General features: G+C 70.5%; 23 protein-coding genes. 14 read left to right on the top strand and 9 right to left on the bottom strand.

The window, feature by feature from the left end; translation table 11 throughout:
- The first annotated feature begins 22 nt into the window (after positions 1 to 22).
- Positions 23 to 817, top strand: coding sequence for an ArsR/SmtB family transcription factor (locus tag ABEA24_RS26315; protein WP_345433730.1), 795 nt, complete (start codon positions 23 to 25; stop codon positions 815 to 817).
- Between the two features lie 32 nt (positions 818 to 849).
- Positions 850 to 1,362, top strand: a complete 513-nt coding sequence (locus ABEA24_RS26310; protein WP_345433729.1) for a hypothetical protein — start codon at positions 850 to 852, stop codon at positions 1,360 to 1,362.
- A gap of 104 nt (positions 1,363 to 1,466) precedes the next feature.
- Here ABEA24_RS26310 and ABEA24_RS26305 read toward each other — a convergent pair whose 3' ends face one another.
- Together ABEA24_RS26305 and ABEA24_RS26300 are read right to left on the bottom strand one after the other, a co-directional pair.
- A complete protein-coding gene (locus tag ABEA24_RS26305; protein WP_345433728.1) occupies positions 1,467 to 1,673 on the bottom strand; it encodes a hypothetical protein in 207 nt (68 codons plus the stop codon).
- Between the two features lie 14 nt (positions 1,674 to 1,687).
- On the bottom strand, positions 1,688 to 1,921 hold the full coding sequence (locus tag ABEA24_RS26300) for a hypothetical protein (protein WP_345433727.1): 234 nt from the start codon (positions 1,919 to 1,921) through the stop codon (positions 1,688 to 1,690).
- 202 nt (positions 1,922 to 2,123) lie between these two features.
- Between ABEA24_RS26300 and ABEA24_RS26295 the strand changes: the two genes are divergently transcribed.
- Both ABEA24_RS26295 and ABEA24_RS53705 read left to right on the top strand, forming a co-directional pair.
- Positions 2,124 to 2,924: a helix-turn-helix domain-containing protein gene (locus tag ABEA24_RS26295; RefSeq protein ID WP_345433726.1), complete on the top strand. Its 801-nt coding sequence runs from the start codon at positions 2,124 to 2,126 to the stop codon at positions 2,922 to 2,924.
- Positions 2,912 to 3,010: a DUF397 domain-containing protein gene (locus ABEA24_RS53705; protein ID WP_425551234.1), complete on the top strand. Its 99-nt coding sequence runs from the start codon at positions 2,912 to 2,914 to the stop codon at positions 3,008 to 3,010. The genes ABEA24_RS26295 and ABEA24_RS53705 overlap by 13 nt, the downstream gene beginning before the upstream one ends.
- 22 nt (positions 3,011 to 3,032) lie before the next feature.
- Here the strand turns inward: ABEA24_RS53705 and ABEA24_RS26290 are convergent, their stop codons facing one another.
- On the bottom strand, positions 3,033 to 3,863 hold the full coding sequence (locus tag ABEA24_RS26290) for a MerR family transcriptional regulator (protein WP_345433725.1): 831 nt from the start codon (positions 3,861 to 3,863) through the stop codon (positions 3,033 to 3,035).
- Between the two features lie 134 nt (positions 3,864 to 3,997).
- Between ABEA24_RS26290 and ABEA24_RS26285 the strand changes: the two genes are divergently transcribed.
- Positions 3,998 to 4,396, top strand: coding sequence for a Cif family virulence factor (locus ABEA24_RS26285; protein WP_345433724.1), 399 nt, complete (start codon positions 3,998 to 4,000; stop codon positions 4,394 to 4,396).
- Positions 4,397 to 4,547: 151 nt separating this feature from the next.
- On the opposite strand, the gene ABEA24_RS26280 is transcribed toward ABEA24_RS26285, so the two are convergent.
- On the bottom strand, positions 4,548 to 4,700 hold the full coding sequence (locus ABEA24_RS26280; protein WP_345433723.1) for a hypothetical protein: 153 nt from the start codon (positions 4,698 to 4,700) through the stop codon (positions 4,548 to 4,550).
- Between the two features lie 10 nt (positions 4,701 to 4,710).
- Between ABEA24_RS26280 and mdlC the strand changes: the two genes are divergently transcribed.
- The 3 genes from mdlC (at position 4,711) to ABEA24_RS26265 (ending at position 8,075) form a co-directional block, all read left to right on the top strand.
- Positions 4,711 to 6,294, top strand: coding sequence for a benzoylformate decarboxylase (gene mdlC / locus ABEA24_RS26275; protein WP_345433722.1), 1,584 nt, complete (start codon positions 4,711 to 4,713; stop codon positions 6,292 to 6,294).
- A 38-nt stretch (positions 6,295 to 6,332) separates the two neighbouring features.
- On the top strand, positions 6,333 to 7,094 hold the full coding sequence (locus ABEA24_RS26270) for an SDR family oxidoreductase (RefSeq protein WP_345433721.1): 762 nt from the start codon (positions 6,333 to 6,335) through the stop codon (positions 7,092 to 7,094).
- A 99-nt stretch (positions 7,095 to 7,193) separates the two neighbouring features.
- Positions 7,194 to 8,075, top strand: coding sequence for an alpha/beta hydrolase (locus ABEA24_RS26265; protein WP_345433720.1), 882 nt, complete (start codon positions 7,194 to 7,196; stop codon positions 8,073 to 8,075).
- A gap of 128 nt (positions 8,076 to 8,203) precedes the next feature.
- On the opposite strand, the gene ABEA24_RS26260 is transcribed toward ABEA24_RS26265, so the two are convergent.
- Positions 8,204 to 8,728: a hypothetical protein gene (locus tag ABEA24_RS26260; RefSeq protein ID WP_345433719.1), complete on the bottom strand. Its 525-nt coding sequence runs from the start codon at positions 8,726 to 8,728 to the stop codon at positions 8,204 to 8,206.
- A gap of 158 nt (positions 8,729 to 8,886) precedes the next feature.
- Between ABEA24_RS26260 and ABEA24_RS26255 the strand changes: the two genes are divergently transcribed.
- Entirely contained in the window at positions 8,887 to 9,723 is an 837-nt protein-coding gene (locus ABEA24_RS26255) for an alpha/beta fold hydrolase (protein WP_345433718.1), read from the top strand.
- A complete protein-coding gene (locus ABEA24_RS26250) occupies positions 9,711 to 10,967 on the top strand; it encodes a hypothetical protein (RefSeq protein WP_345433717.1) in 1,257 nt (418 codons plus the stop codon). The genes ABEA24_RS26255 and ABEA24_RS26250 overlap by 13 nt, the downstream gene beginning before the upstream one ends.
- Here ABEA24_RS26250 and ABEA24_RS26245 read toward each other — a convergent pair.
- Positions 10,945 to 11,526, bottom strand: coding sequence for an SACE_7040 family transcriptional regulator (locus ABEA24_RS26245; RefSeq protein WP_345433716.1), 582 nt, complete (start codon positions 11,524 to 11,526; stop codon positions 10,945 to 10,947). The two genes, ABEA24_RS26250 and ABEA24_RS26245, sit on opposite strands and share 23 nt — an antisense overlap.
- 73 nt (positions 11,527 to 11,599) lie before the next feature.
- Between ABEA24_RS26245 and ABEA24_RS26240 the strand changes: the two genes are divergently transcribed.
- From ABEA24_RS26240 to ABEA24_RS26225, 4 genes are all read left to right on the top strand, one after another.
- Complete coding sequence (locus ABEA24_RS26240) at positions 11,600 to 13,207, top strand: carboxyl transferase domain-containing protein (RefSeq protein WP_425551233.1); 1,608 nt, start codon at positions 11,600 to 11,602, stop codon at positions 13,205 to 13,207.
- A 2-nt stretch (positions 13,208 to 13,209) separates the two neighbouring features.
- Positions 13,210 to 15,198: an acetyl/propionyl/methylcrotonyl-CoA carboxylase subunit alpha gene (locus tag ABEA24_RS26235; protein ID WP_345433779.1), complete on the top strand. Its 1,989-nt coding sequence runs from the start codon at positions 13,210 to 13,212 to the stop codon at positions 15,196 to 15,198.
- A gap of 82 nt (positions 15,199 to 15,280) precedes the next feature.
- A complete protein-coding gene (locus tag ABEA24_RS26230) occupies positions 15,281 to 16,213 on the top strand; it encodes a hydroxymethylglutaryl-CoA lyase (protein ID WP_345433715.1) in 933 nt (310 codons plus the stop codon).
- Positions 16,210 to 17,358, top strand: coding sequence for an acyl-CoA dehydrogenase family protein (locus tag ABEA24_RS26225; RefSeq protein ID WP_345433714.1), 1,149 nt, complete (start codon positions 16,210 to 16,212; stop codon positions 17,356 to 17,358). The genes ABEA24_RS26230 and ABEA24_RS26225 overlap by 4 nt, the downstream gene beginning before the upstream one ends.
- An 87-nt stretch (positions 17,359 to 17,445) precedes the next feature.
- On the opposite strand, the gene ABEA24_RS26220 is transcribed toward ABEA24_RS26225, so the two are convergent.
- From ABEA24_RS26220 to lanKC, 3 genes are all read right to left on the bottom strand, one after another.
- Positions 17,446 to 18,756 carry an RDD family protein gene (locus ABEA24_RS26220; protein ID WP_345433713.1) on the bottom strand — a complete coding sequence of 437 codons (1,311 nt, stop codon included), beginning with the start codon at positions 18,754 to 18,756 and terminating at the stop codon, positions 17,446 to 17,448.
- A gap of 75 nt (positions 18,757 to 18,831) precedes the next feature.
- Positions 18,832 to 20,112: an MFS transporter gene (locus tag ABEA24_RS26215; protein ID WP_345433712.1), complete on the bottom strand. Its 1,281-nt coding sequence runs from the start codon at positions 20,110 to 20,112 to the stop codon at positions 18,832 to 18,834.
- 456 nt (positions 20,113 to 20,568) lie between these two features.
- Positions 20,569 to 23,130 carry a class III lanthionine synthetase LanKC gene (gene lanKC, locus ABEA24_RS26210; RefSeq protein ID WP_345433711.1) on the bottom strand — a complete coding sequence of 854 codons (2,562 nt, stop codon included), beginning with the start codon at positions 23,128 to 23,130 and terminating at the stop codon, positions 20,569 to 20,571.
- Positions 23,131 to 23,240 lie beyond the last annotated feature (110 nt).

Below are 23,240 nucleotides of genomic sequence, written 5' to 3'. Positions count from 1 at the left end.
TGAATACCTGCATAATGGCGAGGTGAGCGAAGCGACGGACTCGGTCTTCAAGGCGCTGGCCGATCCCACCCGACGACTCCTGCTCGACCGTCTGCGCGAGCACAACGGTCAGACGCTGCGTGAGCTGTGCGAGCGCCTGGACATGGCGCGCCAGTCGGCGACACAGCATCTCGACATCCTCGAGCGCGCCAACCTCGTGACCGTCGTACGGCGCGGGCGGGAGCGGCTTCACTACCTCAACCCCGCGCCGATCCACGAGATCGAGGAGCGCTGGATCTCGGAGTTCGACAAGCCCCGCCTGCGGGCGATCAGCGCCATCAAGAACCAAGCAGAGGAGTACGCCATGACCAACGCACCCGCCTCCGTGCCGACCTACGTCTACGTCACCTACATCCGCGCGAGCGCGGAGCAGGTGTGGCAGGCGCTGACGGACGCGGACCTGACGGCGCGCTACTGGGGACACGCCAACGTCTCGGACTGGCAGCCCGGCTCGACCTGGGAGCACCGCCGCGTCGACGGATCAGGTGCCGTCGACGTCGTCGGCCGAGTGCTCGAGACCGAGCCCCCGACGCGCCTGGTCATCACCTTCGACGACGTCCCCGACGCCGAGAGAGAGCCGTCGGTCGTCACCTTCCTCGTCGAACCGCACCACGACATCGTCCGCCTCACCGTGACCCACGAGAAGCTCGTCAACCTCGAGATGTACGGCGGTATCTCGCAGGGATGGCCGGCGGTCCTGGCGAATCTCAAGTCGCTGCTCGAGACCGGCGAGGTCCTCCCGCAGGCGCCATGGGAGATGTCCAGCGCGCACGCCTGAGACGGCGGTCGCCGCTACGGAAGGACGAAGACATGATGGACACCGCCCCGCTCCGGGACGCCTACCGCGGGCTGCTGGACGCCGCCGTGACGGTGGCCGACTCCGGCGATACGAGCCCCGTCCCGCCGCCCGGCGAATGGAACGCCGACCAGATCCTGGGGCATGTCACCCTGGTCAACGCCGCCACCATCGCCGCCGTCTCCGCTGTCGCCTCGGGCGCGAACACCACGTACGACAACCGCGTCGCACTCGACGCCTGGACCATCGACCGCGTCATCACTCTCGCCGGCGGCAACGCGGGACTTCGGGACCGCATCCGCCTCCAGGCGGACGCCCTCTGCGCCCTTGGCGGACCGATGCTGAGCGACGCCGAACTCGACACCCCGGTGCCCACCCGGCTCCTCTCCAATGGCGTGGTCCTGGTCGATCAGTGCGTGGCGCTGAGGGACCTCATCACGGGCCTCGCCGAAGTGGAACTGCCCGGCCACACGGAACAGCTCCTGGCCCTGCTCTCAGAAGACGCCGGGGCCGAAGCCGTAGCGTGAGTCCGGGCCTCGTGAGAGATGACTCCGCTCTTCTGCCGAGAGTTGCCGGTGCTCCAGCCACGAAGACTCTCGGCGATCAGCCGCCAAACCGGCCTGGCTCCCGCTCAAAACGGTCGGTTGCCGGGCTGGGGCCGGTTTTTCTGATCGTAAAGCTGGAGGCTTTTGCGGGCGGCTTCCGGATATTTGCGGACGAGGCGGTCGAGTTGGGTGAGTTCGCACGCCGGCGTCACGGCGGGTAGGCCGAGCCGGTCGATGGCGGCGTTGAACGCCCGCACCGACTCCAGCGCCGCCCGGGCGATCGGGTCGGTCATCTCCTGAGGCTCGGTCACGGCCGCCGCCTGATCGGGACGGCGACGACGTGGGCGATGGCGTCCACGAGATCGTCGACCTCGTCCGGAGTGAGGATGCGCGCGGAGTCGTGAGAGTCGGTGATCGGCTTGCCCCAGGACCACCACCATCGGAGGTTTCCGGCGTCGTCGGAGCGGCATTCGACTTCTTCGGTGAGGAAGTGGCAGCTTGCGATAATTCGGACCTTTGCCCCGTACTGCTCCGCGCGCATCCCAGCCTCCTGGCAGGCCTGCGTGAGCCACTTCGCGAATGCGCTTATCTCTTCGCTCGTGTGCGGCCTCATTGGCTAATCTCCTAGCGTGAGATTGGTGCTACACAGCGTGGCGGCAAGGGGTTAGGCTGTGAAGCGTTAACCCCCGGTCGCCTACGCGTGAAGTACCGACGGCCATTCACGCGAGGATGTGAACCCCCCGATGGCACCCAAACGAGAGACAGCGCTCGACGCGTGGGGCAGAGAGCTGGCCTACGCCTGCGAGGCCGCAGGCCTGACCGGCAAGCAGTTCGCAGAAAGGCTGCACGTCGCGTCCTCCACGGTGAGTCAGTGGATGAACGGCCGCCGCACCCCGCATGTGGACGACGTCAAGCGCTGCGACGAGGCCCTCGGCACCAACGGCTACCTCACCCGATACTTCGACAAGTGGGTGACTCGCGAGATTCCCGCGGTGTGGACCGACAGGTGGCTGTCCGCCGAGGCACATGCGAACATGATTCAGAACTACGACCTGGCGGTTATCCCTGGACTCCTCCAAACACCGGACTATGCACGCGCGGTGATTCGGTTCAACCGGCACTTGTCGATCGACGTTGAGGAGCTCGTACGTCGAAGAGTCGAGCGACAGGCAATACTCAACGATGAGAATCCGCCGATGTGCATCTTCGTCATCGATGAATATGCGCTTCGTCGCATGGTCGGCGACGAGAAGGTGATGTTCGACCAGTTGGTGCATGTTCGTGACTTGGCGCAGTGGTCGAACATCGTCGTAAAGGTAGTGCCTGCGGGCACCAGGTACTACGCGGGCTGCCCCTTCATGATCGCAAAGCTGGACGGGGTCGAAATTGCGAACTTGGACACCGCTCTTAGAGGGCAGGTTATCGAGAAACCGGACCAGGTCGCGGAGATCGGCCGAATCTGGGAGGATATCCGCGAACATGCCTTGTCGCCGAAGGACTCGCTTGCGTTAATAGAGACGGTGGCTAAAGAGTGGGAACCCTGACCTGGAGAAAGTCGTCGCGCAGTGGGTCCAACGCTGAGCAGTGCGTTGAGGTTGCGGTCGTGGAGAAGGGCGAGAGGCAGACCTGATAGCCGTGGCGGGCGTTCGGTGTCAGGTGTCTGAACCTGTCTGAAAGATCGGCCAGCCGATCTGGGTGCGCCATTGGGTGGTGTCCGGGGTGTCGCGCTGGCCGACGAGGTAGTACTCGCGGATGGGGCCGTCGACGGCGAGGGCGTGGCGTGTCACGTAGGTGGCGAGCTTGCCGTACGCGCGGTCGGCGTCGCTGGGTGGTCCCGAGTGGGTGATGACGGCCAGTTCGGCGGGTGGCACGACCAGGGAGGTGACCCTGCCTACCGGCCGGATCGGTGCCGTGCAGGGAACGAAGATCGTTGCTTGCCCGCGGTGGTCGGTGAAGAGTTCGTCGGCGTAGATCCCGCCGGCGTGTCCGGCCGGGGTCAGGTTCTGCGCGGTCAGGGTCGCGTACAGCTCGCCGAGGGCGCCCTGGAGCCAGGCGACGGAATCCCTGGCGTCGACGCCCTCGCTGATCGCCGCCGCGGGGGTCGCCGGCACGCTGCGCAGCTCGATACCGGCCGGGGCATCGGCCGGGGGAGGCGCCAGGAGGTCGCGCAGTGAGGTGACGGCGCGCTGGGTGCGGCCGAGCTCTTCCTCCAGGCGGGTCAGATGCGCGCTGATCCGCACGTTGCGGGTCCGCAGGTCGGGCGCGGTCAGCACGGACTGGATCTCCTCCAGCGGCATGTCCAGATCCCGGAAGCGGCGGATGACCTGGGCGGTGGGGATCTGTTCGGGGGTGTAGCGACGGTAGCCGGTGTACGGGTCCACGGCGGCGGGCTCGAGCAGTCCGACGCGGTGATAGTGGCGCAGCGTCTTGACCGTCATATGGGTGGCACGGGAGAAGTCGCCGATGGACAGGTACCTCAGCATGGGGTCCATTGTGCGGTCTCCCCTCGGGGGAGAGTTCCACCCGTGTTCCGGCTTGACCCTTCCGCTGCGGCAGCGGTGAACGTTGCCTCCACGGCCACATCGGCCGGCGGAAAGGACGGACAACCATGGTGGAAATGACCGCATCGACGACATCAACCATCGACCTCGAACAGATCGTCGGCCGCTACGTGGCCGTGTGGAGCGAACCCGACCCCGAATCACGGCGCAGCGCCATCGCCGACCTTTGGGCGCCCGACGGCGTGGAGTTCATCGAGGGCGTGCAGTTCCGTGGATACGAGGAGCTCAACGCCAGAATCACCGAGGCCTACCGGCAATTCGTGGAGAGCGGCGAATACGACGTCACGTCCGCCGATGACGTGACCGTCCACCGCGACATCGTCACCTTCACCGTCCAATTGATCCCCCAAGGCGGCGGCGAGGCCGCCTGGACCGCCCGCGTCTTCCTCATCCTCGATGAGGACGGCCTGATCCGGCAGGACTACCACCTGACCGTGAAACCCCTCGCCGTCTAGGGCCTGCCGGGAGTTCGGTGTCTTGCCGCAGCGGGTGACCGGCACCCGTTCCTCGAACGTGACGGGCTCACGTTCGAGGAACAGGTGCGCCCCGTCTAGACCGCGACTGGCAGGAAGATCTTACGGAGCGTAGGCGTCGCGATTCGGGGTATCACCCTGCGGCGGTGACGCCAGAGAGGCGTGGGAGCAGGTCGAGGGTGTAGCGAGGCAGGGCCGGCAGGTCGCGGGTGGCGACGGTGGCGAGGATGTCGCGATGCCCAGCCCCAGCACGGGAGTCGGTGGCAACGATGACTGAGCGATCCACCGTCCGTAGCGTGACCTACGATCTGCTGCGGACCCTAAAGCTCACCACCGTTTTCGGTAATCCCGGCTCCACCGAACAGCCCTTCCTGCAGGATTTCCCCGAGGACTTCACCTACATCCTGGCGTTGCAGGAGGCGTCCGTCATCGCGATGGCCGACACCTTCGCCCAGGTGACTCGCCGCCCCGCATTGGTCAACGTGCACTCCTCGGCCGGGCTGGGAAACGCCGTGGGCAACCTGGTGGCGGCCTACCACGGAAACACGCCCCTGATCATCACCTCGGGACAGCAGCATCGGGAACTGGTGATCGGGGAGCCGTATCTCGGCAACCGTGAGGCCACCACGCTGCCGAAGCCGTGGGTGAAATGGTCCTACGAGCCGGCCCGCGCCGAAGACGTACCGGATGCCTTCATGCGGGCCTACGCGGAGGCGTTGCAGCCACCGGCAGGACCGGTCTTCCTGTCGATTCCCATGGACGACTGGAAGCGGCCCCTGTCCGGTTCTGCCCGAGTGCGGACGGTGAGCGACCGTGTCGCCCCCGACACGGAGAGGCTGCGCGGCTTCGCCGATCGCATCTCCACAAGCCGTCGTCCCGCACTGGTCTTCGGGCCGGAGGTCGACCGCAGCGGCGGCTGGGATGCGGCCGTCGCACTGGCGGAGAAGCTGCGCGCTTCCGTCTACGGCGCCCCGCTGCTGGACCGCGCGTCCTTCCCCGAGAACCACCCCCACTTCGGCGGCCCGCTCGGCATGTCGGTGAAGACCATCAGCGACCGGCTGGCGGGACACGACCTGGTGGTCGTGATCGGCGCGGAGGTGTTCCGGTACTACCCCTACGTGCCCGGCGACTTCCTCCCCGAAGGCACGGAGCTCCTGCAGATCACCGGCGACCCGGGGGTCGCCGCGGCGGCGCGTGTGGGCGACAGTCTCCTGGGCGATCCCAAGACGGCGATCGAGCTGCTCCTGGACATGGTCGCCGAGGGATCGACGCGGACCGCTCCGGAACCGATGGCGCGGCCCCGTGAGCTGCCGAAGGTGCCGAACAGCCCGCTCACCCCACCGGAGGTCTATGCCACCCTGAGCAGAGTTCGGCCGCCCGACGCCGTCATCGTCAACGAATCGACCTCCACGATGGCGCAGCAGATCGAGTGGCTTCCGACGGTCGGAACCGGATCGTTCTTCGCCACGGCCAGTGGCGGGATCGGCTGGGGCACCCCTGCCGCGGTGGGCGTCGCGCTCGGCGACCGAGACCGGGGCGTCGAACGGCCCGTGGTCGGCCTGATCGGCGACGGTTCCTTCCAGTACTCCGTGCAGGCCATCTGGACGGCGGCGCAGCACAGCCTCCCGATCGTCTACGTGGTCATGCGCAACCACGAGTACTCCATCCTCAAATCGTTTGCGGTACTGGAGGAGACTCCGGGCGTTCCAGGGCTCGACCTGCCAGGACTCGACATCGCCTCCGTGGCCCGCGGCTTCGGATGCCGCGCGGTCGACGTGGCGACCACTCAGGACCTGGAACGGGAGTTCACGGCGGCCCTGACCGCCGGGACGACCACGGTCATCGTGGTGCCCACGCGGCCCCAGAAGGCGATGTTGTAGGCCGTGCGGCCCACACGATCGGAGAGGGGACAGCAGTCATGGACCTTGGCCTGAAGGACCGGGTGTACATCGTCACCGGTGGCACCCGCGGTCTGGGCAGGGCCACCGCGCACGAGCTGGTGGCGGGCGGTGCGCGGGTGGTCGTCAGCGGACGCAGCGAGAAGTCGGTGGCCGCCGTTGAGGAGGAGCTCGGCGGCCGGGGGCGGGCAGTCGGTGTCGTGGCCGACAATGCCGACGCCGGGACTCCGGACCGGCTGATCGCCGCGGCCCGCGATGCCTTCGAGCGGCTGGACGGGGTGCTCATCAGCGTCGGGGGGCCGCCGGCGGGTACGTCGGACATCATCGACGACGACCAGTGGCGCGCCGCCTTCGAGTCGGTCTTCCTCGGCGCGGTGCGGCTCTCCCGCGCCGTCGCGGCGGAGCTGGGCGAGGGAGGTGTCATCGGCTTCGTCCTCTCCAGCTCCGTGTACGAGCCGATTCCCGGCCTCGCGATCTCCAATGCCTTCCGGCCGGGCCTGGCCGGTTACGCGAAGAATCTCGCGAACGAGCTGGGCCCCCGAGACATCCGCGTCGTCGGCCTCGTGCCCGGCTACATCGAAACCGACCGGCTACGCGAACTCGACGCGCGAACCGGCGACGCCGACGTGGCCCGCGAGCGTGCGACCGCCGGCGTCCCTCTGCGCCGCTACGGAACCCCGGACGAGTTCGGCCGGAGCGCCGCCTTCCTGCTGTCGCCCGCTGCGTCCTACCTGACAGGCGTGATGCTGTCGATCGACGGGGGCGTGCTCAAAGGCTTCTAGGTCCTGTCGGGACGAATAGCGGGTCCTTGACGCTTTAGGTCTCTTTGGGTTAATCGCGCTGCCGTTCGAGGGATCACCTGCAGGAGCAAAGGGGGAGAAATGGGACGTTCATCCGGCGGGAAGATGATCACAATCACGGCGGCGCTCACCGTGGTCGCCACGTCGGTGGGGGCGTCGTCGACGGTCGACGCCCAGGCGGCCACGACGGCACGGGTGTCATCCACCTCCGCGACCCCGCCGCTGCCCTGTAGGCCGCCGGCCCGGTCCAGGCCGACGGTCGTCCTGGTCCACGGAGCCTGGGCCGACACCTCGAGTTGGAACGGTGAGGTGGACGCTTTGCGGCGAGCCGGCTATGACGCGCGGGCCATTGCGAATCCGCTCCGAAACCTGACCAGCGACGCCGCGACCGTCGCCGACTTCCTGAAGACCATCTCCGGCCCGGTCGTGCTCGTCGGACACTCCTACGGAGGCTCGGTGATCACGAACGCCGCCGCGAGCGTTCCGAACGTCAAGGCCCTCGTGTACGTCGACGCCGCGGCACCGGACATCGGAGAGACCACCGGCCGGCTCAGCGGATCCGACTCCGACCTCAGCAAGGATGCGGCCACCCTCTACGACGAGGTGTCCTACCCGGGAGCACCCCAGGGGGCGACCGACCTGTACCTCAAGCAGAACGTCTTCGTCCACTCGTTCGCCCCGGACCTGCCGCAGGACACCGCCGTACGCCTGTGGGCCTCCCAGCGAGCGGCCTCGACCAGCGCGTTCACGACGCCGTCGAAGGCCGCGGCGTGGAAGACGATCCCGTCCTGGTACTTCATCAGCACCGGCGACCGGATCATCACCCCGGCCTCAGAACGGTCCATGGCCCACCGGGCGCACTCGAAGATCACCGAGTTCCGCGGCGGCTCTCACCTGACGCTCATATCGCACCCGGACGCCGTGACGTCCGTGATCGGATCCGCGATCTGCTCCGTGCGCTAGCCGACCTCCGGCTCCGCCGTGCTGGGCTCATGCGGCCTGCTCGCCGTCGTCTGCCCCTGGTCGAGGGGCGGGAGCGAGGACGGCCCGACCGAGCCGTCGGCCGAGACGCGCCTCTTCCACGGACCGGCTCAGGCGATGGTGAGCGTCGTCGCTCCGGTCGCGTTCGTCAGGCCCGTCGTGAGGCATCGCAGTGCGCTCGGCTGCGGAAGGGTGATCACCTCGATCGCGGTCCGGCCCCGCAAGCGGCCCGCGGTGATGGGCCCGGTGATCGTTGTGACGACCTGGCCGGCCGTCGCCGTACTCCTGCCGGTGCCGTCGATCACGCTCGTGTCCCCGGTGTTCCACCGGAACGTCCGTGCGCGGTGGAACCCGTCCAGCAGATCGTTGCAGCCGACGAAGATCGTGAACCGCTCCCCATAGGATCCGCTCGTGACGGCGCCGCCGACGCAGGAGGTGAAGCGCCCGCTGGTCGTGATCTCGATGTGCCGAGGCTGAAAGGCCAGTCCGGGCCGATAAGCGGTGGTCTCGGTGCCCTGGCACTGTAGAAGCGCGGGCGGCCCCGCCCAGGCGGGACGCGTGACCGGCGTGAGCGCTCCGAGCGCCGCGACGGCCACGGTGACCAGGGCGCGTGCCGATGTTCCGCGGGCGGCCATGAGCGACTCCTTCGTTTCCGTGATGAATTACTCACTGACAGTGAGTGATCCGGCTGAGCAATCAGAGCACATCCGGCAAACCCGCGTGTGTACTTTCCGTGGGAATCCGGCGACGTTGTGCGATGATGGCGGGCATCCCGGTTCCCGGTTGGAGCGCGATGGACGCCCTGGAGATCGGCACGCTCACGGTGCCCGGCGCGAGACTGCACTATGAGGTGCGCGGCGCGGGGCCCCTGCTGTTACTCATCGCCGGAGGGGCTTCGGACGCGGCCGTTTTCGAACCGCTGGCGGCGGTCCTCGCCGCCCACCACCGCGTGGTCTCCTACGATCCGCGCGGCAACTCCCGCAGCCGCCTGCACGGGCCGCCGGCCGACCAGCGGGTCGAGGTCCACACCGATGACGCCCACCGCCTGCTCGACCACCTGTCCGCCGACGGGGAGCCGGCGCGGGTGTTCGGGGGCTGCGCGGTCGGGCTCGTCGCGCTCGAACTCGCGATCCGCCATCCGGAGCGGGTCCGTACGGTGGTCGCCCACGAGCCGCCCGTCATGGCGCTGCTGCCGGACGCGGAGGCTCACCGGGCGTTCTTCGACGACGTCCACGCGGTGTTCCGCCGTGAAGGTGTCGCCTCGGCGCTGGACGAACTCAGTGCCATCTTCGGCGGCCGCCCCGCACCGGGATTGCCCGAGGCGCACGACAACAACCCGTTCTTCCTCGCCCACGTCGTCCGGCCGTTCACCCGTCACGTCCCCGACCTCACCGCGCTCCGGGCCGTGGCCGAGCGGATCGTGATGGCGGGCGGCGAGGAGTCGCGCACGTTCACCGTCCACCGCCCGGCGGTCGCCCTCGCCGAACGGCTCGGTCACCGCCCGGTGCTCTTCCCCGGCGGCCATGTCGGCTACGCGAAAGATCCCGTCGCCTTCGCCGGGCGGCTCGCCGAGGTGTTCGCGGCCACGGCCCCGCCCGTCGGTCCGGGAGCGATGACATGCGGATCGTGATGGGGGCGCAGAACTGCGGATTCGGCCCGGTGGCCGAGTTGGTCGCGGTCTCCCGGCTGCTGGCCGGCCATGAGCGGGCGTTCGTCGGTGATGGGGTGGCGGCGCTGTTCGCTCGCCGTAACGCCGACGCCTTCGACGAGGTCCACGAGGTGCCGGGGAGCGACGCGTCGATCGACGACCTGGTCGAGGCCGGTGACCTGGTGATCTCGGTGATGGACGCCGACCTGGTCCTGCGGGCCGTCGTGGCGGGCCGTCCGGCCGTTATGGTGGACAGCCTGTTCGGCTTCTGGTTGCTCCGCCGCCCCGCGGCGGCCGTCCACGACCTGTGCGTGAGCCTGCCGCGTTCGTCCTTCGCGGCGGCCGACCGGCACCTGGCCGGTCTGTCGCCGCACGAGCGCGTCGTCGCGGCGCACCTGCTCGCCACGCACAGCGTCGTGCAGAACTTCCCCGGCGTGTCGAAGCGTGCGGCCGAGTTCGCCGCTCTCGGTACCGGCCCCGAGATCCACCTGACCGGCTCGATCATCGACCTGGAAGGGCTGCGGCACCTGCCGGTCGACGCTGATCCCGGATGCGACCTGCTGATCAACGTCGGCGGATTCCAGAACTTCCTACTGGACTTCGACGTCAACAACGACTACCTGCGGCTGCTCCACCGGTGGATTCCGGACCTGCTGCGCGACTGGCCGCGATTCGCGCGCGTCCTGGTGTGCGGCGGGCCCTTCGGCCCGGGCCGCGAGCAGACGATCTCGGTCGCGGGTCGTCGCGCCGACTTCCGTCTCCTGGGCCAGCGTGACCTGCTGCGGCGCGCGGCGGCCGTTCCGGACTACCTGCTCGCTCCGGGGCTGACGGCGCTGCACGAGGCGATGGCCCTCGGGCGGCTGCCACTGGCGCTGCCCGAACAGCACTACGCGCACATCTTCACGATCCGGCGGCTCGCCGACACGCTCTTCGGCCGGACGGCCGGCCGGTTCGCCGACGTCCTGCCGCGTCACCCGGTGCCCGAGGACGACCTCGCCGGGACCGCGGCCCTCGTCCGGATCGCCGGCCGGATCCATGACGACGACGGGCTCTACCGGCGCTTCCGGGGCACGTTCAACGAACGGATCGAGCACCATCTCTCCCTCGATCCGGAACAGCGCACGGAGGGCGTGGAGGAACTACGCGAGGCGCTCGGCGGCGACCCGCTCCCGTCGGTGATCGCGAAGCTCGTCCCCCAACCGCCTACGACCGGAAGGCGCCGGTGAGGGCGTCGGAGGCCATGGCGTGCAGGAGCCCCGCCATCGCGTCGCGACTGAGGTCGCCGGTGCTGTGCGGGGTGGAGTTGAGCAGGCCGAAGACCGCGTGGGTGGCGGAGCGGGCGCGGTCGTCGGCCGCGTCCGGGTGGATGACGCGGAGCACCTTCACCCACTCCTCGGCGTAGGCGCGCTGCAGGCGGCGGATCTCGCGGCGCTGCGGCTGGGGGACGTTGCCCAGCTCCCGTACGTGCACCGTGATGAGGGCGGGGTTGTCGAGGGCGAAGTCGATGTGCCAGCGCAGCAGCGCGTCCAGGGCCAGGGCCGGGCTCTCGGCGGCCTCGACGCGGCGCCCGCCCTCGGTGAGGAGGCGTTCGCTGATGTCGAGCAGCATCTCGGCGAGCAGGGCCTCCTTGCCGCGGAAGTGCCGGTACAGCGCCGGGCCGGTGAGGCCGACGGCCCGCCCCAGGTCGCCGATGGAGACGCCGTGGTAGCCGCGCCGGGCGAACAGCTCCGCCGCGGCGGAGAGGATCTCCAGCCGGCGGGTCGGTGGAGCGGTCGCCTCGGCCATGTCCAAGAGTCTAGACGGTGCTGTTAACGTTGATTAACATCGGACTTGTTAACGATCGTTAACAGGAGGGCCTGTGTCGGAAGCTCCGCGGCTGGGGAGCCGCGTGGACGTGCGTGGTGCGGCATTCCAGCGCAACGCCGAGGAGAACCTCGCGCTCGCCACCGAGCTGCGCGAGCGCCTGGACCGGGCGGCTCAGGGCGGTCCCGAGCGCTCCCGGCAGAGGCACGTCGCGCGGGGGAAGCTGCTGCCACGGGACCGGGTGGACGCCCTGCTCGACCCCGGCTCGCCGTTCCTGGAGCTGTCGCCGCTGGCGGCGACCGGGATGTACGACGACGAGGCCCCGGCGGCGGGCATCATCACCGGCGTCGGCCGGGTGTCCGGGCGCGAGTGCGTGGTCGTGGCCAACGACGCGACGGTCAAGGGCGGCACGTACTACCCGGTCACGGTGAAGAAGCACCTGCGCGCCCAGGAGGTGGCGCTGCACAACCGGCTGCCGTGCGTCTACCTCGTCGACTCCGGCGGAGCGTTCCTGCCCAGGCAGGACGAGGTCTTCCCCGACCGCGAGCACTTCGGCCGGATCTTCTACAACCAGGCGACGATGTCCGCGAAGGGCATCCCGCAGATCGCCGCCGTGCTCGGCTCCTGCACCGCCGGCGGCGCGTACGTCCCGGCGATGAGCGACGAGACCGTCATCGTCCGGGAACAGGGCACGATCTTCCTCGGCGGCCCGCCGCTGGTGAAGGCCGCCACCGGAGAGGTCGTCAGCGCCGAGGAGCTGGGCGGCGGGGACGTGCACTCGCGCGTCTCGGGCGTCGTCGACCACCTCGCCGACGACGACGCCCACGCCCTGCGCATCGTCCGGTCGATCGTCGCCACGCTCGAGCCGCCCGGCCCCGCGCCCTGGCCCACGGTCGACGCCGAGGAGCCCGCCGTCGACCCCGCCGACCTGCGCGGCGTCGTCCCGCCCGACCCCCGGACGCCGTACGACGTGCGCGAGGTGATCGCGCGGATCGTGGACGGCAGCCGGTTCCACGAGTTCAAGGAACGGTACGGGCCGACGCTCGTCACCGGGTTCGCGCACATCCACGGGCAGCCCGTCGGGATCGTGGCCAACAACGGCATCCTGTTCAGCGAGTCCGCGCTCAAGGGCGCGCACTTCATCGAGCTGTGCGATCGGCGGTCGATCCCGCTGTTGTTCCTGCAGAACATCACCGGGTTCATGGTCGGCCGGGAGTACGAGGCCGGCGGCATCGCCAAGCACGGGGCCAAGATGGTCACCGCCGTCGCGTGCGCGCGGGTGCCGAAGCTGACGCTCATCATCGGCGGGTCGTTCGGCGCGGGGAACTACGCGATGTGCGGCCGCGCCTATTCGCCGCGCTTCCTCTGGATGTGGCCGAACGCCCGGATCTCGGTCATGGGCGGGGAGCAGGCCGCGTCGGTGCTGGCGACCGTACGCCGTGACCAGCTCGGCGACGCGTGGCCGGCCGACGAGGAAGAGGAGTTCAAGAAGCCGATCCGGGAACAGTACGAGAGCCAGGGCAGCCCCTACTACTCCACGGCGCGGATCTGGGACGACGGCGTGATCGACCCTCTCGACACCCGCCGGGTGCTCGGCCTCGCCCTGGCGGCCTGCGCCAACGCCCCACTCGAACCCGTCGGCTACGGCATCTTCCGGATGTGACCATGTTCGACTCCGTACTGATCGCCAACCGCGGCGAGATCGCCTGCCGGATCATCCGTACGCTGCGGCGGCTGGGGATCCGGTCCGTGGTGACCTACACCGACGCCGACGCGGACGCCCGGCACGTACGGGAGGCCGACGCCGCCCTGCGGGTGAGCAGCTACCTCGACGTCGGCGACGTCGTCGGTGCGGCCGTGCGGGCGGGTGCCGAGGCGGTACACCCCGGGTACGGCTTCCTGGCCGAGAATCCCGACCTCGCCCGGGCGTGCGCCGACCACGGGATCGTCTTCGTCGGCCCCCCGCCGGACGCGATCGCCGCGATGGGCGACAAGATCCGGGCCAAGCGTACGGTCGCCGCCGCGGGCGTTCCCGTCGTGCCGGGGCGCGACGAGGCAGGGCTGAGCGACGACGAACTGGCCGCCGCCGCGATGGAGGTCGGCCTGAACGCCGGCGCGACCGTACTGCTCAAGCCCTCGGCGGGCGGCGGCGGCAAGGGCATGCGCCGCGTCCAGGACCCGGGCGGGCTGCGGGAGGCGATCGCCTCGGCCCGGCGGGAGGCGCTCGGGGCGTTCGGCGACGACACCCTGCTCGTCGAGCGCTACATCGACAACCCCCGGCACATCGAGATCCAGGTGTTCGCCGACGCGCACGGCGACGTGGTCCACCTCGGCGAGCGCGAGTGCAGCCTGCAGCGCCGGCACCAGAAGATCGTCGAGGAGGCGCCGTCGCCGCTGCTCGGCACCGGCCCGGAGGGCGAGCGGATCCGCGCCGCGATGGGCGCGAGCGCCGTCGCCGCCGCGCGGGCCGTGGGCTACGTCGGCGCGGGCACGGTCGAGTACATCGTCTCCGCCGACCGCCCCGGCGAGTACTTCTTCATGGAGATGAACACCCGGCTGCAGGTCGAGCACCCGGTGACCGAGCTGGCCGTCGCGATCGGCGGCCGGCCGGGCCTGGACCTCGTCGAGCTGCAGCTGCGGGTCGCGGCGGGGGAGCCGCTGCCGTTCGGGCAGGACGCGGTCGCGTTCGCCGGGCACGCGGTCGAGGCGCGGGTGTACGCCGAGGATCCCGCCCGGGGCTTCCTGCCCACCGGCGGGCGGGTGCTGCTGCTGGACGAGCCGGCCGGTCCGGGCGTGCGGGTCGACTCGAGCCTGGTCGAGGGAGCCGTCGTCGGCGGCTCGTACGACCCGATGCTGGCCAAGGTCATCGCCGCCGGGCCGGACCGCGCGACCGCGCTGCACCGGCTGGACCGCGCGCTCGCCTCGTACACGCTGCTGGGCGTCGGGACGAACGTCGCGTTCCTGCGCTCCCTGCTGGCCGACCCCGACGTGGTCGCCGGGCGGCTCGACACCGGCCTGGTCGAGCGCCGTCCCACCGAACCCGCCGAAGAGATCCCCGACGACGTCCTCGCCGCCGCGGCCCTGGAACGGATGCTCGCGCTGGAGGTCCCCGGCCCCGGCCCCTGGGACGTCCCCGACGGCTGGCGCGTCGGCCGGCCCGCCTGGACGACCTGGCGGATCGCCGGACGCGAGGTGCGGATCCGCGGCCGCGCCGCGGACGCGGAGGTGTCGGTCGACGGCGCCGAGCCCGTACGGGCCGCGGCCCGCCGTCACGGCGCCGACCTGACCGTCGACCACGCCGGGGACCGTACGCGCTTCGTGTGCGCCCGCGACGGGGACGTCTGCCACCTCGGCCGGGACGGCCGGGTGTGGTCGCTCAAGGAGACCGAACCGCTCGCCGCACGGGCCGCCGAGACCACCGCCGCTGCGGGAGCCGTGCGCAGCCCCATGCCCGGCACCGTCGCGGCCGTCAAGGCGGCCGACGGCGACGAGGTGGTGGCCGGTCAGCCGCTCGTGATCGTCGAGGCGATGAAGATGGAGCACACCGTGACCGCGCCGGTCGACGGCGTCGTCAGCGGGCTCACCGTGGAGCCCGGCGCGCAGGTCGCCCTCGACGAGGTCCTCGCCGTCGTCACCCCGAGGGGAGACAACTGATGCGCGTGCCGATCGACGGGCTGCCGTCCCGGGTCACGGTCTACGAGGTCCTCGTGGTCGTCACCTCGAAGGGAGATCGCTGATGCGCGTTCCGATGGACGGGCTGCCGTCCCGGGTCACCGTCTACGAGGTCGGGGCGCGGGACGGCCTGCAGAACGAATCGGCGATCGTCCCGGTCGAGGTGAAACGGGAGTTCATCACCCGCCTCGCCGACGCCGGGCTGCGGGTGATCGAGGCGACGAGCTTCGTCCACCCGAAGTGGGTGCCGCAGCTGGCCGACGCCGCCGAACTGCTCGGCGGTCTGGAGCGCGCCGAGGGCGTCCGTTATCCCGTGCTGGTGCCCAACGAGCGCGGCCTGGACCGGGCGCTCGACGCCGGCGTCACCGAGATCGCGATCTTCGGCAGCGCGACCGAGACGTTCGCCCGGCGCAACCTCAACCGGACGGTCGACGAGTCGGTGGAGATGTTCGCGCCCGTTGTCGAGCGGGCCCGCGCGGCCGGCCTGGACGTGCGCGCGTACGTGTCGATGTGCTTCGGCGACCCGTGGGAGGGGGACGTGCCGATCGAGCAGGTCGTCTCGGTCGCCACCCGCCTGCTCGACCTCGGGTGTACGGAGCTGTCCCTGGGCGACACCATCGGCGTCGCCACGCCGGGGCACGTCACCGCCCTCATCGGCGCGCTGCTGACGGCGGGCGTCGACATCGACCGGATCGGCGTGCACTTCCACGACACCTACGGGCAGGCGCTCGCGAACACCCTGGCCGCGCTGCGCTGTGGTGTCACGACCGTCGACGCCTCGGCGGGCGGCCTGGGCGGCTGCCCGTACGCCAAGAGCGCGACGGGGAACCTGGCCACCGAGGACCTCGTGTGGATGCTCGACGGGCTGGGCATCGAGACCGGCGTCGACGTGCGCCGCCTCGCCGAGACGAGCCGATGGATGGCCGAGCGCCTCGGACGACCCAGCACGTCCCGCGTCGTCCAGGCCCTGTCCAGAGAACAAGGGAGCGACCAATGATCGGATTCACCCTCGACGAGGAGTACGAGGCGCTGCGCCGCACCGTCGAGACGTTCGCCCGGGACGAGGTGGCGCCGGTCATCGGCGACTACTACGAGCGGGGCGCGTTCCCGTACGACATCATCGCGCAGATGGGGAAGATGGGCCTGTTCGGGCTGCCCTTCCCCGAGGAGTACGGCGGGATGGGCGGCGACTACTTCGCCCTGTGCATCGCGCTGGAGGAGTTGGCCCGCGTCGACTCCTCGGTGGCGATCACCCTTGAGGCGGGCGTCTCCCTGGGCGCCATGCCGATCTTCCGGTTCGGCACGGAGGAGCAGAAGCGCGAGTGGCTGCCGCGCCTGTGCTCGGGAGAGCGGCTCGCGGCGTTCGGGCTGACCGAGCCCGGCGGCGGCACCGACGTGCCCGGCGGCATGCGCACCACCGCGCGGCTCGAGGACAGGCACTGGGTGATCAACGGTTCCAAGGCGTTCATCACCAACGCGGGCACGGACATCACGGTCGCCGTCACGGTCGCGGCGCTGACGGGCGAGGGCGAGATCTCCACGATCATCGTCCCGTCGGGCACACCGGGCTTCGTCGCGGGCAAGAAGTACTCCAAGGTCGGCTGGTCCGCCTCCGACACCCGCGAGCTGTCCTTCACCGACGTCCGCGTCCCCGAGGAGAACCTCGTGGGAGAGCGCGGCCGCGGCTACGCGCAGTTCCTGCGGATCCTCGACGAGGGGCGGATCGCCATCGCCGCGCTCTCGGTCGGCCTCGCCCAGGGCTGCGTCGACGAGTGCCTGAGGTACGTGCGCGAACGCGAGGCGTTCGGCCGGGCGATCGGGGAGTACCAGGCCATCCAGTTCAAGGTCGCGGACATGGAGACGCGGGCGCACACGGCCCGGCTCGCCTACTACGCGGCGGCGGCTCGGCTCCTGGCCGGGGAGCCGTTCAAGAAGGAGGCCGCCATCGCCAAACTCGTCGCCTCCAACGCCGCGATGGACAACGCCCGCGACGCCACCCAGATCTTCGGCGGCTACGGCTTCATGAACGAGTACCCGGTCGGCCGGTTCTACCGGGACGCCAAGATCCTCGAAGTCGGGGAGGGCACCTCCGAGGTCCAGCGGATGCTCATCGCCCGCCACCTCGGCCTACCCGCCCGCTGAGCGGTCCTCACGGCCCGTCCGGACGGACCCGCTCCTCCTGCGCCGAGATCAAGGGGGCTCCTGGGCGCGCTGTCCGGTCGGAGCGGCTCAGGGAGTCATGGGCGGCTCGTGCCGGTCGGGACGGTGCTCCTGCTCGGGCGGCGTGCGCCGCGGCGGGACGTACGGGGTCTCCTGACCGTACGAGCCCTGGAGCGGGTCGAAGCGCGGTCGCGGCGGCGGCAGCGCCGGAGTGGGACCGGGATCCGGAGGCTGCGGTGCCTCCTGCCGAGCCGGAGCGATGGGGTCCGGAGGCGGCGGTGCCTCCTGCCGGGCCGGAGCGGGACTGGCGTCCGGGAGCGGCGACGCCTCCTGGGGAGAGCGGCCGGTCGCGCGTTCCCGGTACGCGTCCTTGATCCGGCCGCCCAGCCGTCGGCCCATGCCCTGGACCCGCTGGGCGCGTTCGGACTCCACGACGCGCCGCACATGGTCGGACTGTGCGATGCGGGCGGCCTGCTCGCGGGCGGCGTCCCGGGCGACCTGCCCTGCGGCCTGTGCGCCGTCCCACGCCACTTGGCTCGCGGCCTGAGCGCCGTCCCAGGCGATCTGCCCTGCCGCCTGTGCGCCGTCTCGGGCGACCTGTCCCGCCGCTTGGGCGCCGTCCCAGGCGACCTGACCTGCCGTCTGGGCGCCGCCCCAGGCCCGGTCGGCGCCCTGCCGCGCGGCGGCGACGGCGCGCTCATACGTCCGGGCGCGGACGACGGCGGTCCCGGCCAGCAGGTCGGCGAGCGTACGGCGGCGGCCGCCGAAGAGCGCGGGCAGGCTGTTGGCGGCGAAGACGCCGACGGAGAACATCCAGGTGGCCAGCGCGAGGACGAACTGGCTCTCCAGGAGGAGAATCCAGGCCAGGCAGTACAGCCCCGTCCCGCCCGTGGTGGTGACGAGGGCGCGGCGGAAGGCGCGCGCCTTGCCTGCTTTCGCGGCGTCGCCGACGGCGGCCCGGACGCGGAGGTCCATCGCCGCCTTGCCGAGCGTGCGCCCCAGCCAGGCGTGCCCGGCGAACTGGTACAGAACCTGGATCGCGATGAGCAGGACGAACGCCTGTTCGACGTCGCCGACGAACGTCGCCCACACGCCGGTGCCGAAGTCGGTCGCGGCCTTCTCCACGTCGCCACCGGATAGCAGCAGGCCGCCGGTCGCCGACAGGGCCTTTCGCGGCAGGTCGTTCACGACGTACCCGTGCAGCCGTGCCCAGGTCAGCATGGCGAGCAGGACGGCGGCGCCCCACAGCAGCCCCGTGTCGATCCCCCAGGCCGTCAGCCGCCGTACGCGCGGTGCGGCACCGGCGCCTTCCGGCGGTTGCGGCTCTGGCGGGAACGGTGTCGGGAACGAGGGCGGCGGGACTGCGGGAGGGCCGTGCACGACAGCGGAGTGTAGAGAGGCGTATACCGCTCTGTCAGCATCCGCGAGCCGCGCAGTCCAGACCCGGCCATATCCTCAGCGGGCCGGGGCAGGGGGCGTCTCGGCGGCAGCGGTGTCCGGTGCGGTCCGCTCGGCGGAGGAATCGGTCGCCGGTGCGTCGAAGAGGTGCCGTTTCGCGGTGTTGACGCCGGCGATCGCGCAGAGGAACAGCCCGAAGGACATGAACGCCACGACGGCGCCGAGCCCGCCGAGCAGGGCTCCGGCGAACATCGGGCCGAGGGGTGCCAGGGACATCGCGGTGAAGCTGACGGTGTTCTGCACCCGGCCCTGCAGGTGGTCGGGGGTCATGCGCAGCAGCGTGCTCCCGAAGACGACGTTGAGGGCCGGGGTGAGCAGGCCGCTCAGCGCGATGAGCGTCCCGAGGACGAGGGGCCGCGACGTGGTCGCCATCAGGAGCGCGAGAACGGCGTCGGCCCAGCCGACCGCCAGGACGATCTGGCGTGTGCCGAGGCGTCCGATGGCCCGCGGCGCGAAGAGGGAGCCGACCAGGGAGCCGAGCCCCGAGAGCGTGACGATGCTGCCCACGCTCAACCCGGACGAGCCGCCCTCGTAGCTCGCGGCCACCGCGACCAGGACGATGCCGCCGTAGGTGAAGTTGCTCACCGTCGCGTTGAGCACGACGTTGCGCAGGTACGCCGAGCGCATCACGAACCGGAGTCCCTCGGCGGTGTCCTTCCAGAAACCGGTGCCGCTCGCGCCGTCGGCCCGCCGCGCGGTCAAGGGCGTGCGGATGGCCAGCACGGCGGCCATCGAGAAGAGGTACGAGCCCGCGTCGGCGACGAACGGGACCACCGGGGACAGCTCGAACAGCAGCCCGCCGAGCGCGGGACCGGCCGTGTAGACGGCGGCGTTGCGGGCCTGGATCAACGCGATGGCGGAGGCGAAGCGCTCCTCGGGCACGAGGCGTCGTACGGCACCGCTCACCGCTCCGGCGAAGACGCTCGTGCAGGCGCCGTCGACCGCCGCGACGACGAGGATGAGCGGAAGCACCGTGCGGTGGACGGCCACCGAGTACGCCAGGGCCGCCATGCCGAGGGACCGTACGACGTCGCAGGTGAGCATGGTCCGCCGCCGGTCGTGCCGGTCCGAGAGCGTTCCGCCGGGGAGCAGGAAGGCGACCTCCGCCACCCCTTTGACCAGGCCGACCAGGCCGGCCTGGGCGGGGGAGTGGGTCAGGGAGAGGACGAGGAGCGGCAGGGCGAGGTACGACGCCTGCGATCCCAGCTTGGACAGTGCCTGCGCGATCCAGATGTCGCGGAACTCGCGGTTGGCGCGCAGCGGCTCGGAGGTTCTCACGGCATTCTCCCGATCGATGAGCGGCGGGTCTGCTTGTGGTGGGTCTGCTCGTGGTGCGTCGGGCGGCGGTGCCGGCGCCCCGTGATGCCGGCACCGCCGCCCGTGGCGGTGGATCAGTGCGTCTGGATGCAGCAGATGTTGCTCTGCTGGCTGGACAGCTCCGCCGCGGGAGCCTCCGTCTTGAGGTTCTGCAGGTCGAGGATCGCCTTCATGTCTTTCACCTCCGTCCGGTTCCGAGCGTCGGGATCACGGCGGTCATGAGGCGGAGGGCAGCCGGCGCCCTCCGTGTTCGGAGAGGGCCGGCCGCCCCGCCGGGAGGGCTGACGCCGATCGGGCGTCGCCCGATGGTCGATCAGGACGTCTTGATGCAGCAGATCGAGCTCTTGTTGCTGGACAGCTCCCGCGAGAGGGCCTCCATCTTGAGGTTCTGCAGGTCGAGGATCGCCTTCATGTCTTTCACCTCCGTCCGGTCTCGAGCGTCGGGATCACGGCGGTCGCCGGGTGCCCGGCGGTCAGGAATGGAAGGGGACCGCCGGGCCTCCCTTCGACCGCCATGTGCACGGCGAGCAGGATCCCCGCGGATCCCGTCGCCAGGTCTGTGGAGAGTCGGAGCATGCCGCTTCCCGGGAAGAACACCGCGCCCCGGTGCTCGACCGTGTGCCAGAACATGCGCCGTAGGTGCAGGTCGACGCCGGGGTCACGGCCGTCGCCGAGATGGCGGGCGCAGGTCATGAGCCCGGTACGGCCCGAGAACAGGCCGGGCAGCACCACGAACTCGGCGCGGCAGGTGTCGCGGATCAGGTCACGTGCCCGCGCGAACTCCGGGTCCGGGCGATGGCGGAGGTACTCGTGGAGCACGACGCCGATCCCGCCGCTGCCGTCGTCGAGGTACGGCAGGATGCGCGACGGCTCTCGCACGTACAGGCCGTCCAGCGCCTCTTTACACCCCTCCAGGTCGCGTCGCAGCGCCGCGGCGGCGACGTCGAGGTGCCGGGGATCTCCGGTGGACTCGAAGAGCCGCACGAAGAACAGCGCGACTCCGCTGAACCCGTGCATCAGCCCGGGCCGCTCGGGCGGCGCGAGGTCGGCGCCGTCCTCCTCGACGGCACGGGCGAGCCGCGCGGCGTACGCGAGCGGCTCGTCCAGCAACGCCCGGTCACCGGTCCGGCCGGCGAAGTAGAGGACGCCCAGCCCCGCTCCCGCCAGCCCGCCGAACAGGTCGGGCGTGCGGATCGTGTCACCGAGGTCCAGGGCCCGCTCGAAGACGGTCAGCGCCTCGTCCGGGTGCCCGATCCGGTCCAGGGCGAAGGCGATGCCGTGCAGCCCGTTGTAGAACCCCGCGTACGGAAGGGGCGTGCCCCGGCAGGAGCCCACCAGCCAGTCCACGTGGTCGGCGAACTCCGGGTGGTCGGCCCGTCCGATGGACGCGAGCGCGTACAGCACGCCCGCGGCGCCGTACGCGAGGTTCGCGCCGCCGTAACGGAACTGGTCGATGTCGCCGGGGAACAGCCGGTCGTTTCGCTCGGGCGTCGCGCTCGACACGATCCCGGCCACCGCCGAGTCGAAGAGGGAGTCCCAGCCGGGGTCGGCGGCGCGGCGTCTCCAGGCCACGGGCCGTTCCTCCGGGAAGAGGCCGCGGGTGACGACCGAGCCGAAGTCGGCGGGCACCGGGAACCGGTCGACGATGATGTCGAGCAGGTCCAGCGCCTTGCCCGGATCCCACTGCATCATCGAGGTGAGGGGCAGGAAGGCCGCCAGCCGAAGACACGCCAGCGCGTACTCGTCGACACCGAAACCGGTCAGCGTGTCGGGCCCGGCGTACCCCGTCGCGGCCAGCCCGGGCCGGTGGTTCTCGGTGATGTGCGAGGACGACTCGAAGTCGACCAGCGCGATGCGGTCGTCCGGGCGCACGATGACGTTGGACGAGTGCAGATCGCCGTAGACGATCCCGTCGCCGTGCATCTCGCGCAGCGCCGACTCCACCTGGGCGACGACGTGCAGCACCCATTCGGTGTACTCCGCGATCTCCCGCTCGCCGGGGCTGTGGTGGATCAGCGGATCCCGGAGCCCGCTGGCGCGGAAGAGCGTCTCGCCCTCGATGTACTCCAGGCCGAGGAAGTGGTGCTCCCAGTACCGCGCGGACTCCACCAGCGCGGGCACGAACGGACGGCCGGCCAGCAGCCGGAGGGCACGCTCCTCGCGGGCCATGCGGGCGACCGCGTCGTCGCCGTTGCGATCGAGGCCCGCGTGCGGCCTGGCCTCCTTGAGCACGATCCGTTCCCCGGTGCGCAGGTCGACCGCGCGGTAGACGCCGCCGGCGTTGGAGAAGTGGAGGGCCTCCTCGACGCGGTACGGGAACTCCGCGTCCGACCCCGAATCCGCCGCCTGCTCGGACGCGATGAAGTCCGGCACCGTCACCCAGGACGGCACGCGGAAGGACGGCTGCCGCTCGTCGGGGACCAGCCGCCCGGCCGGGTCCTCGATGGCCGGCAGCAGCTCCCCGGTGTCGGAGACGCAGTACCGCAGCGTGAACCCGCCGTACCGCACGTGGAGCGGGCCGTTGCGCCAGCGCAGGTCGTTGAGGATGTACGGTCCGGTGAATCCGGCGAGTTCACGGTCGAGCTCCTCCAATGTCGTGCGCAGCTCGTCCTCGTCGCGCGGATAAATGGTGATCAGTTTCCCGCTGGAACCGCGATGCGCGTACTTGAAATTCGACATGAGCGCCATCGGGTGGCTGCGCAGGAATTTGAAGGCGATTCCGTGGGACACGCAGTGGTCCCAGACGATGTCGATCGCCGCCACGGCCTCGTCCAGGCGAACGCCGACGTGCACCTTCCACCCCTGGTCGGGGAGGTGTACGTCCACGGGCTGGACGTACACCCACTCCCGCAGCTGCTCCAGTCTCCAGCCGTCCGGAACCGGGCGGCTCGCGGCGGCGAACCGCATCTTCTCGTCCGGCATTCTCTCCAGGCTGTCGTAGAAATCGGGGTCGGAGACCGTGTAATTCGTGTGCGACATGCTTCCCCCGGCGTGCTGCGAGGAATCGTTTTGGAAAATCCCTTGATCTGGAGATTAGGTGGGGCGTCGATTCCGGCGCATCGGCCGAATCATGTAGTCGCGATCTCCGG

This window comes from Actinoallomurus vinaceus (assembly GCF_039542055.1).
Taxonomy (GTDB): domain Bacteria; phylum Actinomycetota; class Actinomycetes; order Streptosporangiales; family Streptosporangiaceae; genus Actinoallomurus; species Actinoallomurus vinaceus.
The sequence above is the reverse complement of the archived record's forward strand: the minus strand, read 5'-3'. Positions and strand labels throughout refer to the sequence as shown.

Excerpts from the sequence above, each read along its gene's own strand:
- ABEA24_RS26250 (WP_345433717.1), top strand. The coding sequence starts at position 9,711 with ATGCGGATCGTGATGGGGGCGCAGAACTGCGGATTCGGCCCGGTGGCC.
- ABEA24_RS26270 (WP_345433721.1), top strand. The coding sequence starts at position 6,333 with ATGGACCTTGGCCTGAAGGACCGGGTGTACATCGTCACCGGTGGCACC.
- ABEA24_RS26260 (WP_345433719.1), bottom strand. The coding sequence starts at position 8,728 with ATGGCCGCCCGCGGAACATCGGCACGCGCCCTGGTCACCGTGGCCGTC.
- ABEA24_RS26300 (WP_345433727.1), bottom strand. The coding sequence starts at position 1,921 with ATGCGCGCGGAGCAGTACGGGGCAAAGGTCCGAATTATCGCAAGCTGC.
- ABEA24_RS26225 (WP_345433714.1), top strand. The coding sequence starts at position 16,210 with ATGATCGGATTCACCCTCGACGAGGAGTACGAGGCGCTGCGCCGCACC.
- ABEA24_RS26245 (WP_345433716.1), bottom strand. The coding sequence starts at position 11,526 with ATGGCCGAGGCGACCGCTCCACCGACCCGCCGGCTGGAGATCCTCTCC.
- ABEA24_RS26235 (WP_345433779.1), top strand. The coding sequence starts at position 13,210 with ATGTTCGACTCCGTACTGATCGCCAACCGCGGCGAGATCGCCTGCCGG.
- ABEA24_RS26290 (WP_345433725.1), bottom strand. The coding sequence starts at position 3,863 with ATGCTGAGGTACCTGTCCATCGGCGACTTCTCCCGTGCCACCCATATG.
- lanKC (WP_345433711.1), bottom strand. The coding sequence starts at position 23,130 with ATGTCGCACACGAATTACACGGTCTCCGACCCCGATTTCTACGACAGC.
- ABEA24_RS26295 (WP_345433726.1), top strand. The coding sequence starts at position 2,124 with ATGGCACCCAAACGAGAGACAGCGCTCGACGCGTGGGGCAGAGAGCTG.
- ABEA24_RS26305 (WP_345433728.1), bottom strand. The coding sequence starts at position 1,673 with ATGACCGACCCGATCGCCCGGGCGGCGCTGGAGTCGGTGCGGGCGTTC.
- ABEA24_RS26285 (WP_345433724.1), top strand. The coding sequence starts at position 3,998 with ATGACCGCATCGACGACATCAACCATCGACCTCGAACAGATCGTCGGC.
- ABEA24_RS26230 (WP_345433715.1), top strand. The coding sequence starts at position 15,281 with ATGCGCGTTCCGATGGACGGGCTGCCGTCCCGGGTCACCGTCTACGAG.
- ABEA24_RS26255 (WP_345433718.1), top strand. The coding sequence starts at position 8,887 with ATGGACGCCCTGGAGATCGGCACGCTCACGGTGCCCGGCGCGAGACTG.
- ABEA24_RS26310 (WP_345433729.1), top strand. The coding sequence starts at position 850 with ATGATGGACACCGCCCCGCTCCGGGACGCCTACCGCGGGCTGCTGGAC.
- ABEA24_RS26265 (WP_345433720.1), top strand. The coding sequence starts at position 7,194 with ATGGGACGTTCATCCGGCGGGAAGATGATCACAATCACGGCGGCGCTC.